Raw genomic sequence first — 14,017 nt, 5'->3', positions numbered from 1 at the left:
CAAAGTTCTAAGTAATCGGTGCCGGATTAAAAATACAAATATCATTGTATAATCCTAACTGCTCGGCAACTGGCTGTTCTCCACTAGCAACGTCAATAATGAAGTTAAATAACTGTGTCCCAACCTCTTCGACTGTTTTGTCGCCAGTAGCGATCGTACCTGCATTGATGTCAATTAAATCTTGCCAAAATTCTTTTAAATCAGTCCGTGAGCAAACTTTAATAACTGGCGCTGCTTCTAAGTTATAAGGTGTGCCGCGGCCGGTCATGAAGACTTCCATCCCCATACCAGAGGCTAATTGCATCGTGCCACAAACAAAATCACTAGCTGGTGTCGCGTTGAAAATCAAACCATGTTTGGTTGGGATTTCACCGGCACTCACTACCTGCGCAACTGGTGCAGCACCTGATTTTGCAATAGAGCCCATCGACTTTTCGACAATTGTTGACAATCCACCGGCTTTATTCCCTGGTGTTGGGTTAGCTGAACGATCGACTCCACCCTCGGCCAAGTAATTATCATACCAACTCATTTCTTTAGCCAACTTATCACAATTAGGTTTGTCTGGGATCCGCTGTGCAATAAATTCAACACCATCGCGGACTTCAGTAACTTCGGAGAACATTACGGTTGCGCCACCACTGACCAATAAGTCAGAAGCGTAGCCAGCAGCTGGGTTAGCAGTAACACCAGAAAAGGCATCACTACCACCACATTGCATCCCCACTGATAATTTTGATAATGGCAATTCTACCCGTTGGCGCTGATTCAGAATTTGTAACTTCTTCTCGGCCATTGCGTATAATGCCTTAAGAATATTTTGAAAACCATGCTGATCTTGTAATAAGATAAAATTCTCATCAGTAATATCGGCTTCGTCCATAACTCTTTCTGGTGTTAATTTTTCACAGCCAAGGCCAACAACCATTAATTGACCACCGAAATTAGGATTTTTCATAATATTACGGATGGCGCGGATTGGAATTTTTGCTTCAGGGGCATCAATGGCAACCCCGCAACCATAGGCGTGGCTAACAACAACAATATCATCAACATTAGGGTATTTAGGTAATAATTCTTGTTTCATTTTCTTAACCGCAACATTGAGAATACCGACAACACACTGAACTGTAGTTTGAATACCTAAAATGTTACGCGTACCCGCATAATCAGAACCTTCATTTTCATAACCCATGAAAGTTGTCCGTGGTGGTTGTGGTCGATCCTTCACAATATTTGTATTGTATGGCATGTCATCTAATTCCGGTGAAGCTGGTAAAATCAGGCTATCTTCATTGATCCAGTCACCGGCTTTAATGTCTTCTTTCGCATATCCGAGTACGACACCATAGCGGCGAACATCCTCATTTTGCGGAATATCTACAAGTGCCACCTTATGCGCTTGTGGAATATCTTCGTTAACTTGCACGTCATCGGTCGCATAATCACCTTTTTTTAAATCATGGATCGCAATGGCAACGTTATCATTACTTCGCATCATAACTGTATTTCTCATTTTTGCGCCTTCTAACTTTCTTGTCTAAAAGATTCAAACGCCTTAAAAGCGGTATAGCCAGCATCTGCTACTAATAGCGCAATATCTTTCGTGGCTTGTTGCAACGTCATCGGTCGACTAGTTGATGCTAAAACTAAGTTAAATCCAGCTTTATAAATTTCCTCCAGATCATGGCCAATACTGCCCACGATCGCAATCACCGGTAAATCATGTTGTTTAGCTAAATGCGCTACACCCACTGGTAATTTACCATGCAGTGACTGACCATCGATTTGACCTTCACCAGTAATAACTAAATCAACATTTTGCATTCGTTGATCCAATTGTAATAAGTTGATAATTTCGTTGATACCTGATTTGATCTCTGCCTGACAAAATGCCATTAAACCAAAGCCAGTCCCTCCAGCAGCGCCTGCACCAGCCTGCGTTGCGTAATCAACGTTACTTGTCTGTTCAACTATTCGTGCCAAACACTGTAGATTACGATCTAACTCCGCAACTTGCTTCTGGCTAGCCCCTTTTTGTGGGCCGAAAACTTGGCTAGCCCCTTCTTCACCAGTTAACGGGTTGTTAACGTCTGATAAGCCGATCACTTTAACTGTTTTCAAACGCGGATCGATCGTGGTTAAATCAATTTTTTCTAAATCACATAATGCATTGGCGCCGTGTGGTAATTCTTGGCCAGCATGATCATAAAAATGACCACCCAACGCCTGGGCCATGCCAACGCCACCATCATTAGTTGCACTGCCACCTAGACCAACATAAATTTTAGTTACTTGTTGATCTAAAGCGGCTTTGATCAATTGACCAACGCCAAATGTCGTCGTTTTGCCAGCATCTAATTGATCTTGAATTAAAGTGATGCCTGATGATTCGGCCACTTCAATAATGGCAGTTTGATCGTCTAACAATCCCCAGGTTGCCTTAACTGGCGTTCCTAAGGGACCAGCTACCTCAGTTTCTAACAGCCGACCACCAGTGGCGGCCACAACACTACAAACAGTGCCTTCACCACCGTCAGCAATCGAAACGGCATCAATTTGCGCAGTCTCATCAGCACGTAAAATACCGGTTGTAATATACTTAGCAATTTCTGTCGAGGTAGCGCTACCCTTAAAGGAGTCAGACGCTATAAGTACTCTATTCATAGCCATCCCTCGATTTACAGTTTTAATTTAATTTATCCAACTCGCGCTTAATATCAGCATATACTTTACCGGTTGATGGTGTACTTGGCAAGATTGGTTTGCCCATATCTAAGCCTAAAATATTCGCCATATCTTTAGTTGCTACTGGGAAGCTGGCTTCATTTTGGACTAACCGAGCTGGGTTTAATTTGAATTGTGCTGCCCGTGAGCCTTTATAATCACCTTGTTGGAATTTATCGTAGATCGAAACAATTAGTGGTGCCAGTGCATTAGCCGTCGAACATACGCTACCGTAAGTCCCTAAGCAAAGGCCTAAGTAGATCAGCGTATCTTTACCCGTAAACGTTCTGAATTCAATATCTTCAGTTAAGCGAATAATTTCACTAAGCAACGTTAAATTACCACTGGAATCCTTCATCCCAACAATATTCGGAACTTGGTGAGCAAGGTCGCTAACCAATTGCGCTGACAAGCCATAGCCGACCCGCGGATTATTATAAACTAATACTGGTGTATCTGGAATCGCATCAGCAATTGTCTTGTAGTGTTGGAACAACTCTTCATCCGTTGGTGCCAAAAACATTGGCTGTAAAATTGAAACCGCATCGGCACCTAATTCAACTGCTTTCTTAGCTAGCTTAAGCCCGCGGCGAGTGCGGATCGGACCCATACCAAAGTAGACTGGGACCCGGTCGCCGGCTTGTTCTTTAATGATCTTAAAACCATGTGCTAATTCATCATCATCAAACATGTAGAATTCCGAGTTACTACCAAAGGCTAGAATCCCTTGGACGCCGCCTTCGATCACGTGGTCAACGATCTTTCGTAGCTTAGCGTCATCAATATTTTCTTCAGCGTCAACTGGTGTTATTAGCGGTACGATAATGCCTTTAATTCTCGTTGTATCCATTTTAGTTTGCGCACCTTTCCTGCAATAAAATTATTTTATCAATAATCAAAATGACTGACTTGAACGATCGCCCTAACGAACTAAGGCTGGTTTCTTCGGATCAAACGACCAGCCAGGAACCAAGAACTGCATCGTCTTCGCATCATCACGCGCACCAAGATTATTATCAAGGTACAACTGATGGGCCGCTTTGATCGCATCTAAATCAATTTCAACGCCTAAACCTTCATTGGTCTTCGGCACCGTTAATTGACCGTCTTTAATTTCATATGGATTCTTAGTTAAGTTTTGCCCATCTTGCCAGATCCAATGGGTATCAATGGCATAAATACTGCCTGGCGCTGCTGCAGCTGTGTTGGCCACAATTGCTAATGAAATATCAAAATGATTGTTAGAATGAATGCCCCAATTTAAACCAAAATCATGGCACAACTGGGCAACACGGACTGAACCTTCCATTGTCCAAAAATGCGGATCAGCTAACGGAATCGACACACTATTTAACGCAACTGCGTGCTGCATCTGTCGCCAATCAGTATCAACCATGTTAGTCGCAGTGGGTAAGTTGGTCGCTTTTCTGAATTCAGCTAAAATTTCACGACCAGAGAAACCATCTTCGGCACCACAAGGATCTTCGGCATAAGTTAAAATACCTTTGAGTTCCTTAGCATATTCGATCGATTCAGCTAATGACCAAGCACCGTTTGGATCAAGATCTAGTTTAGCTTCAGGAAAGGCTTGATGGAGCGCCTTGATTGCCGCAACTTCCTCTTCACCAGAGAAAACGCCACCTTTAAGCTTAAAGGTTTTAAAGCCATAACGATCGTATGCCGCTTGCGCTTGACGCACAATTGCTTCAGGCGTTAAAGCTGGTTGGCGCCGTACCTTACCCCATTCATCATCGCTGTCATCATCATGAATATAAGGTAGATCAGTTTTAGTCCGATCACCCACATAGAATAGATAACCTAACACATCGATTTTTTCTCGCTGTTGGCCATCACCCAATAGTGCAGCGACTGGGACGTGTAGATATTTGCCTAATAAATCCAAGCAAGCCGTTTCGATCGCAGTCACTGCATGGATCATGATGCGTTGGTCAAAAGTTTGCTGACCACGGCCACCAACATCCAAATAAGCAAATTTCTTTTGAATGGCTAAGAGAATGCCTTTAAATTGGCTAATAGGTTGTCCAACGACTAACGACTTAGTTTGTTCCAATAGTGTGGTGATCTTCTCACCACCAGGCACTTCACCAACACCGATCTCGTCTTTATCGGTTGTTAAAATAACGATATTGCGCGTGAAAAATGGGCCATGCGCACCACTTAGGTTGAGCAACATACTGTCATAGCCAGCAACTGGATAGACATCCATTTTGACAATTTTAGGTACCATCTTGATCATTCCTTCACTTTAAGTTTTAGAGAAAAAGGATGAAGCGAATTGATTACTTCACCCTTTTCTGCATTATTTATTTCTTTTGAATTGTGATATCGTTGATTTTTTCATAGTATTTAGCGATTGCCGCATGATCATCTGAACCGTTACCATCATTTTTTACAACTTGTAAAATTTCCATAACTTCTGCAGTTAATGGTAATGAAACGTGCATTGAATGTGATGTATCTAAGGCGTTTTGTAAGTCTTTGATGTGTAGATCGACCCGGAAACCAGGATCAAAGTTACGATTAATGATCATTGGTACCTTAGCATCCATTACCGTGCTACCAGCTAAACCAGTATGGATCGCATTGAAGACTAATTCTGGATCAAGACCAGCTTTTTCTGCCAAAGCGAAACCTTCACTAACTGCAGCGATGTTCAAAGCAACAATAACTTGGTTCGCTAATTTAGTTGTATTACCGGCACCAACTGCACCAACGTAAGTTACAGTACCACCCATAATGCCTAATAAATCTTTAAATTCTTCATATAAAGACTTTTCGCCACCGACCATAATTGCAATCGAACCGTCGATTGCTTTAGGTTCGCCACCAGAAACTGGTGCATCCAAGAAGCCAACATCCATTTTTGCTAAACGTTTAGCAAAGCCTTGACTAGCTAATGGATTGATCGAACTCATATCGATCACGGTATTGCCAGCAGTTAAGCCTTCAGCAACCCCATTTTCATTAAATAAAGCGGCTTCAACATTAGGTGAATTAGGTACCATAGTGAAGACAACGTCAGCATTTTGTGCGAGTTCTTTACCGTTTTGTGCTGATTTAGCACCAGCACTAACTAACTCATCAACTGCAGCTTGTTTAAAATCGAATACGGTTACATCTTCGCCCGCTTTAACTAAGTTTTTAGCCATTGGTTTACCCATAATACCTAAACCAAGAAATCCAATTTTTGTCATATATATGATCTCCTTTAAATTTTAAAGTTTTAATTACATATTTATACTAGTTCTTTGTACATTCATTAACAATGTTCATTGGTTCAACAATTAGGTCACGCTCTTGTGCAAGTGCATTATCTAAACGTACCCATCAATAAACCGATACCGATCCAGACAATATTTAGTAACCAAATCGGTAGAAAGGCAAACTTCATATACTGCGGTAAATCGACAGCGCCTTCGGTTAAATCAGTCCCAATATATAATTGCGGTTGCGCAATTGGTGTTAACATTGCACCCATGTTCATGAATAAGGTGACGATAACAACGTCGGCTGGTATGCCGTACGCCCGCATCAGACCAATAACGATCGGCATTAAAACGTAATACCAAGTATCGTTTGTAAAAACAAACATGAGTGGTGTCCCGACAAGCCCGATGATAATGTAGATCCATGGGCCCATCCCAGCTGGAATGATCCCAACTAAGAACTTGACCATTGATTGCATCATGCCACTAAATTCCATGACCCCAACAACGACCCCAGATAAAAGGATAGCTGGCATAACGGGGAACAATGAACTGGCATATTTTTTAAGTAACGTAATTTGCATTTTTTGATCGTGGAAATTGATTTCCAGTGCAATGACCAGCCCTAAGGCGAATGTGTAGTAGGATGGCACATCTGGAAAAGCACAGAGACAAGTAATAACAACTAAGGTTAAAACAACGTTGATCCAGAACTTCTTTGGTTGAACCAAATCAGCATCTTCATTGAATACATCGTCATCAGTGCTACTCTCTTTAGCAGCCGCAGCAGCATCGATGCCGAGTTTTTTCAAACGTCTTGTTTCCCGGATACCTAGAAATACGGCGATCCCGAAAATAACGATCGTTAAAACAATTTGTGGTGGAAATAATTTGGCAAATAAGTAATTGGCGCCATTATCAACATTAGGAATTAATGAAGCACTCCGCAGCATTCTGGCACTCCATGGCACATCAAAGGTATTAATGATCCCTAGTGACGTTAAGAAAACCAGAATTACTGGCCGCATCTTCATCTTATTGTAAAATGGCAAAAGTAACGGTATTGTAATTAAGTAGACGGAAGTGATACTAACATCAAGTCCGGTGATCATCGCAACGATCACGGTCAATACTGCTAAAACAATTGGGTTCATTCTAACGCGACTAACAATTCGTTTAACAATGCCGCTAAAGAGCCCGGTATCAGCCATTAACATGAAGTACGGTAATGAGAACAGCATGATCAAAGCTACTGACGTGGTCATCGCTAACCCTTTCGTCAGATAAGTACCAATTTGTTTAACCGATGATCCAATAATAATAGCTGCTACCAATGGAATTACGGTGAAGGAAAAAATTGTACTAACTTTCTTCTTCATCAATAAGACCGTTATTAAAATCATCATTATAAAGCCGACAATTGCTTTATAATCCATGAAGCTCACCCACTTTCAGTCTCCGATAAGTAATATTGTTACGCAATGAACATTTGTGATGTGGTTAACCTGATTCATCTCGTTCATAATATCAATTAATGTATTCGCATACAATGTTCATTTGACCAATATTTTTTTATTTTTTTGTTTGATTTATGAAAAAAACTTGCTAATATAGAAATAGTAGCACCCGACATTGTGCATTAATAATCAATTCATGCTCAATATTTACTAATTAATTTTAACGTCTAATGGAGGTGGAAAAATTGAAATTAGAAAGTGAACTTGCTCAGTCAATTGTTAATAAAATGATGCGTAAGATCCCTTATAATATTAATATGATGGATGAAAACGGCTATATCATTGCCAGCGGTAGTCCGGAGCGTATCAACACGTTGCATGTTGGCGCGCGGGACGCAATTCGTCAGCAGAAAACACTTATTATGGAACGTTCCCACGGTGAAAATGGCCAACCTGGCGTTAATATGCCGGTTCACTTTAATGATAAAATCATTGGCGTTATCGGTATTACTGGTGAGCCTGAACAAGTTGTCCCATTGGCCGCTTTATTAAGCACGGCAACTGAATTATTGCTGAACCAGAGTTATGCTGATCAGCAAAAATTAATTAGCGAGACCTACTTTAATCGTTTTCTCTACCAATGGGTTCAAGTGACCGATAGTTTAGAAAAAAATCAATCCTTACTAGTTGATGCCCAAAAACTAAAAATCGATCTGTTCCGTGATCGCTATGCCATCGTCATTAAAGGTCACCACCTTTCTGACTTTCCGATTGATAGTAAAGACTTCAAGCTCTTGATCGCTTCAAATAACTTAATTATTTTAACCGAATATGAGGGTAATATTGAAAAATATAAACACAGTTGTTTAAAACGTAAATTAGACGTGGGGATCGGTCATAGCACCACAAAAATCGGGATATCTGTCGCTGAAGCGCAAAAAACAATTGAATTAAGTCATATTTTAAATGATAGCCAGCTTAAATATTATGAACAAGTGAAGCTGATCGACAAATTGCTATCCAGCAACCTACCACTGGAACCATTGCTTAAATGCTTTATTGAAGTTAATCAAACCACAAGTGGCCAAGAATTATTACAAACGTTGACTGCTTTTATCGAAAATAATGGCAATATGTCAGCGACCTCAGAAAAATTGCATATTCACCGTAATACACTGAATTATCGGCTTAAGAAAATCAAAGACGAATTACAGTTAGATCCACACAATTATCGGGATTTGTTTCATCTCTATATCGGCTCACTTTATTTCGCGAAGTTTGTTTATGAGCAACAAAAATAAATCGGTAAGTAACTTGCATAATGCAAGTTACTTACCGATTTTTTATGGCCTATTCGATCCCCAGAATCAGTCGCACTTCATCTTCAGTTAATGTGCCTTTATTCTCAGTACCGCTCAAAACTTGGTCGACAAAGTTACGCTTTTTTTCCTGTAACTTGTAGATTTGTTCTTCAATCGTGCCTTTTGTGATCAAGCGGTAAACTTCAACTTTTTTCTTCTGACCAATCCGGTGGGCGCGTGCAGTGGCTTGGTCTTCTACCGCCGGATTCCACCATAGATCGACTAAAATCACGGTATCGGCGCCGGTTAGATTCAGCCCCGTACCACCTGCCTTAAGTGAGATCAGAAAAATATTATTTTCACCAGCGTTAAAGGCATCGACCAAGGCCAAGCGCTCTTTTGGTTTGGTGTTACCCTGTAGCATGAACGCCGCAACACCCCGATCAGCTAACTCGCTTTCGATAATATTTAGCATACTGGTAAATTGTGAAAAAATCAGCACGCGATGTTGATTATCTTGTGCTTGCCGGAGAATTTCGTTTAGTTGCTCTAGCTTACCAGAACTATTTTGATAGTCATCTAAATATAGCGCTGGTGTATCGCAAATTTGGCGCAGTCGCGTTAGACCAGCTAAAATCGCAATTTTATTTTTGACAAAACTTTCGCTAGACATGCCCTTGATCTGAATTTGCATCTGCTTAAGTTGTGCTAAGTAGACTGTTTTTTGTTCCTTAGTCATTTCATTGTATAAGTTAGATTCGACCTTTGGCGGTAGATCTTTCAGCACCGCCGCCTTTTCACGACGTAAAATAAATGGTTTGACCCGCACCGCAATTTCGGCAGGCGTTAACTTATTGAACGCTTTTTTGCTAGGCAAAAGTCCTGGCATGACCAAAGCAAAAATCGCCCACAATTCTTCGGCACGATTTTCAATTGGTGTTCCCGACAGAGCAAAGGTATTCTTCGGTGTCAGTTTGCGTAAGTTCTGGTTAGTTTTGGTACTGCCATTTTTGACATACTGTGCTTCATCCAGCACCAAGTAATTCAATTGTTTTTGTTGATATTCCGCAATATCTAGGCGGGCACTGTTATAACTGGTGATCAAAACCGCGGCGGTACTGGTTTCAATCAATTGGCGGCGATTTTCTTTGGTGCCATCAACTACTACCACCTCAATTTCAGGAGCAAACTTAGAAAATTCCTCTTGCCAATTATAGATCAGTGACGCTGGTGACACGACCAAATTAGTTTTATCGCTGGTCAAATGATTATTTAAAAAAGTGATCATCTGCAGCGTCTTGCCGAGACCCATTTCATCAGCTAAAATACCACCAAAATTATACGAATCCAGCATTTCTAGCCAACGCACCCCAGCTTTTTGGTATGGTCGTAACTTTGCTTGAACTGGTCGACTAGCTGCAACTTTAAACTTTTCCGGATGAGCCAAATCAGTCGTTAACTGTTGAAATTTTTGATCAAAATTAGCCGTATCGCCTAAAGCTGCCTGCAATGCCAGTGCTTGGGAAGCATGAACTTTTAGTTGGCCATTTTTAAATTTACCCTGGGCGCGGATCTTAGCCAAAGTGGCTGACACCTTTTTTAAGGTATCATCAACTAAAATAATTGACCCATCGTCGCGCTCAATAAACGGCCGCGCCACATCCAACTGTTCCAGCACATGATCAACTTCATTTTCACCAATCCCAGCAAAAGAAAAACTGACCGCTAAAAAACCATCTGCTTCATTAACATTGATGGCCGGTGTTAATTCGGCTGAATCATGCAGCAAGTCCTCCAATTCTGGCGTAATCGTCACAACACCATTTAAGCGCAAATTAGGTAATTCTTGCATGAAAAAGCGGTATAGCTCTTCGGATTGCGTAAAATCTTTGACCCAGAGCCGACTGTGCTGCCGAAATTGCAAACTTTGTAAATACTGCTGTGCCTGTTTTTCCATTTCTAAATTGCGCACTACCACTGTATTCTGCTCAATATCAGCGCTTGCCGTGATTTCACCGTTATATTCATAAGCTAGGCGCAATTCCAGTGACTGCTTATTTTTGCTTAAATCAAAGTGCGGCGTCATTGTGCTGACCGTCAACTGTGGCGGCGCTGTGAGCACGCCAACCTGCTGAAAAAGCGCAATAAAATCGCTTAGCTGTGCTTCACTACCAGCTGGGAAATGCAGTGCAGCGCCATTAGTGCGATAGTTCATTACGTCCTCATAGCCGCCTAAAATTTGCTCGAGTAGCTGAGCTTGTTCCCTAGTGACTGCATAAAAAGTATTGCCATTCACAAAAATCTGATTAGCACTAACGAACACTTGCACGTCGTCATGGATCGTTAAATCATAGCCATCTGCGACCGCCTTTATTTCGCCACGAACTAAACCAACGCTTGCCTGATAGTCCGCCAACTGAACCCGCGGGTAGACTTCCGCCTCATCCGTTAATTGAAATTGAAATTTAGGTAACTCAGCTAGAAGTGCCAAGGTTTGCTTAAAATTATAACTTGGTAAAACAAAATACTTACTGGTACTAGACCCATAACTGGCGATTCTAACATTGTTTTCTGCGGTCAGCAAAAAATCTAGAAAATTCTGTTCAGCAGCTGTAAAGACGGTTGGCGTTAAATGAAATTTCTGTTTGCCATTGGTTTGGTAGTCGTTGTTATTTTTATACGCATTTAAAAAGCGCGTAATATCGGTCACGACGTAAAATTTAAGCTCGGTCAACGTGGCAATACGCAACTTAACAAAGAACCGATTTTCTTCTTGATAATTCCAATCACTCTCGATTGCACTGACGACCAGCGTGACCTCGATCTGCAACGCTGAAGTTGTGCTTTCTTGCAACGGCTGAAAATACTGCTTTTCTGGCAGCTGAATACTATCTAAAAAATATTCACCGCTAGCCTGCGGTTGTTGTGTGCGAAAAAATTCTGAAGCAGGTCGCACTGATTCCGGCATAACCGGGTCAATCGTAGGCTGTTCAGACGCCGCACTAAATAAATCATCCCAATAATTAGGATCAGCACGTAAAACATTGTATTGCCGCTTGTCCGCATAAATTTGTCGTGCAGTAACCGGATTGGCTGTCAATAATTCTTCAAATTCACTTGAGATTTCTAAATAATCATCCTGGTTATCTTTGTCAAAATTAAGATCATCCGTCGCCGCATCAAACAACTTTTCAATCGGTCGCTGCTGTGACTTCAATAATTTGATCACCGCGGCAATGTGTTTACAATAACCATGATCAGGAAAATAAGGACATTCACAAAAATCAGCATTAGCCGCTTTTTGACTGACTGTCACGCCATAGGCTTCGGTACCATAAACCGTTGCTTCGACTTCTTGGCGAACATTATCAACGTATTGAATCTCCACATCACCATTAGTCGCGATTTTTTTACCTCGATTCCAAATTTTGATCGGCATTATTCTTTTTTCCATTTACTTACTCCATATTCTACTAATTGGCTTAAATTCGGATTGTTGCTTCAGTGCTTATTCTACACTACGGTTGGGAGCTAGTTAAGTCTGAGCGACTCGTAAATTAAAATAATTTTATTAGATACTAAAGGTTGAAAGTACCCAAATAACTTCAAACTCCTGCTAGTCCTGAGTTTGAAGACTAAAAATTAGTTAATTCAGTTATTACACGCCATTGCCCAATAATTGGGCCAGATTATTGGGCAGTGTTCGGATAAATTGATCGAAGAGTTCATCAATGATGGTTGTTGTGAGCCCTAACTTTTCACCTAGACCAGTTAATTGGCGCATCAACCAAGCTAAAGCGACTGCGATCTCAATATCCGGCAACGGGCGGCCAAAATTATAAAATAAATCGCCAAGCGTTCGTTCATCAACTTGTTCGCGTTGATGCAGCGCTAAAATATCGTAACTCATCATGACCATGGCCATATGGCCGCACAGTCCATCGTAACTTTGGACTTGGGTTTGATCAAAACGCAGGTATTGTTTGGCTACTTTGAAGTAGCCCTCGATCTGCCAGCGACGACCATAAAGTTGAATGATTTGGTCAGGTTCTAGGGTCGTTTTTGTTGTACCTAAAACCAGATACTGACTGTGATCTGTTCGGTTAGGAACGAAAACTAATTTAACTTTCATGGGCTGACCTCCAACTTCGAAAGTGACAATGGGACTATAATGATAATTCTGATGCTGAGGCCATTTACTCCGCCGAAGGCGCTCGTACAACGATTTAACATCCATTTGGCGACCACGATAACGAAAATAAACTTTCTCACTGCGTTTGAGCATACCTACACCAAACTGACCGCGTTGCAGTAACTCAAAAAATAGTCTTGGTGAAGCAAACCAGCTATCAAACAGAACGTATTTAGTTTTAATGCCAGCACTTAAAGCCGAATCAACTAGCTCTAAGGCAACCTCATTCATTTTTCGTTTGGCTTGTGCTCGTCGCTGTGCGGCTAATGTACGCGGATCAAATTGGTTGATCGGACCTAATTGATTTTTGGCTTTGCCAGATGACATCAGCGCAAAATCAACGGGCAAGAAAGTATTCCCATCACTCCAACCTAAAGTTAACGTACGAAAGCCATGATAATAGCGCTGGTGATTATGATCAAAAACCCGAGCTAATAACTCAGTTTTACGCGAGAACTCACGCTTGAATAAGGAATCATCTAGGATGAGCGCTTGTGCACGGCGGGTATCCGTAAAGTGTTTAACATATTGAATTAGCCGCACTGCGAGTAAAATAACTAGACGTTGCCAATTTGTATGGCGATTATTGAGACAGTTGCGGGCGGTTTTCTTAGTAAAATGTGGATCAGATTCGGCACGAAAGATGGAATAGCGCGTAAAAATAGTGGTGATCAGCCATTCAAACAGGACTGGCACCTGAATACCACGAGTTTTATGGATATTAGCGCGACGTAAAACGTCAGGTAACTGGACCAATTTAGAAAAATGTTGCATTGCTAGGTGAATATTAGGGGTAGAATGTTGTATAGTAGACATGGCACGAAAACTCCTCTGTATGTTTGTTTTTTAGACGACTCAATTATACAGATACGGAGTGTTTCGTGTCTATTTTTATAACAAAAAAGCCCCAACAGATTGGGACTCAATTGGGAATATTAACTTTCAACCTTTAGTTAGATATTAAAAATCCCGAATTGTCAAATCAAGTGCAACACTTGCTAAACTTCACTTATAAGTGGTCTAGGTGGTGGTCATGCGAGTAGCTGCTCAGCCATGAATTCATTGGCTGATTTATAACCAAATAGTTTACGTGGCCGTTGGTTAAGTGCCGCG

9 protein-coding genes are annotated in these 14,017 nt (G+C 41.2%); 1 reads left to right on the top strand and 8 read right to left on the bottom strand.

The features are described 5' to 3' along the window. Positions 1-7: 7 nt before the first annotated feature. From EKM76_RS05300 to EKM76_RS05275, 6 genes are all read right to left on the bottom strand, one after another. Positions 8-1,516, bottom strand: a complete 1,509-nt coding sequence (locus EKM76_RS05300) for a UxaA family hydrolase (protein ID WP_125549661.1) — start codon at positions 1,514-1,516, stop codon at positions 8-10. An 11-nt stretch (positions 1,517-1,527) separates the two neighbouring features. Then, the gene (locus EKM76_RS05295) at positions 1,528-2,667 is read right to left on the bottom strand and encodes a glycerate kinase (protein ID WP_125549660.1); all 1,140 of its coding nucleotides are present in this window, start codon (positions 2,665-2,667) and stop codon (positions 1,528-1,530) included. A gap of 22 nt (positions 2,668-2,689) precedes the next feature. Next, positions 2,690-3,577: a dihydrodipicolinate synthase family protein gene (locus EKM76_RS05290; RefSeq protein WP_125549659.1), complete on the bottom strand. Its 888-nt coding sequence runs from the start codon at positions 3,575-3,577 to the stop codon at positions 2,690-2,692. Between the two features lie 72 nt (positions 3,578-3,649). Continuing rightward, the gene (locus EKM76_RS05285) at positions 3,650-4,975 is read right to left on the bottom strand and encodes an enolase C-terminal domain-like protein (RefSeq protein ID WP_125549658.1); all 1,326 of its coding nucleotides are present in this window, start codon (positions 4,973-4,975) and stop codon (positions 3,650-3,652) included. Positions 4,976-5,051: 76 nt separating this feature from the next. Next, positions 5,052-5,942: a 2-hydroxy-3-oxopropionate reductase gene (gene garR / locus EKM76_RS05280; protein ID WP_125549657.1), complete on the bottom strand. Its 891-nt coding sequence runs from the start codon at positions 5,940-5,942 to the stop codon at positions 5,052-5,054. A gap of 116 nt (positions 5,943-6,058) precedes the next feature. Further along, a complete protein-coding gene (locus EKM76_RS05275) occupies positions 6,059-7,390 on the bottom strand; it encodes a Na+/H+ antiporter NhaC family protein (RefSeq protein ID WP_125549656.1) in 1,332 nt (443 codons plus the stop codon). Positions 7,391-7,656: 266 nt separating this feature from the next. Between EKM76_RS05275 and EKM76_RS05270 the strand changes: the two genes are divergently transcribed. Then, the gene (locus EKM76_RS05270) at positions 7,657-8,712 is read left to right on the top strand and encodes a CdaR family transcriptional regulator (RefSeq protein WP_164507601.1); all 1,056 of its coding nucleotides are present in this window, start codon (positions 7,657-7,659) and stop codon (positions 8,710-8,712) included. 49 nt (positions 8,713-8,761) lie between these two features. Here the strand turns inward: EKM76_RS05270 and EKM76_RS05265 are convergent, their stop codons facing one another. Beyond that, on the bottom strand, positions 8,762-12,166 hold the full coding sequence (locus EKM76_RS05265; RefSeq protein ID WP_225417880.1) for a DEAD/DEAH box helicase: 3,405 nt from the start codon (positions 12,164-12,166) through the stop codon (positions 8,762-8,764). A 204-nt stretch (positions 12,167-12,370) separates the two neighbouring features. After that, entirely contained in the window at positions 12,371-13,720 is a 1,350-nt protein-coding gene (locus EKM76_RS05260) for an IS4 family transposase (RefSeq protein WP_035457969.1), read from the bottom strand. Between the last annotated feature and the right edge of the window lie 297 nt (positions 13,721-14,017).

It is taken from the genome of Loigolactobacillus zhaoyuanensis (genome assembly GCF_003946385.1).
GTDB lineage: Bacteria > Bacillota > Bacilli > Lactobacillales > Lactobacillaceae > Loigolactobacillus > Loigolactobacillus zhaoyuanensis.
This window is presented reverse-complemented; position numbering and strand designations above follow the sequence as displayed.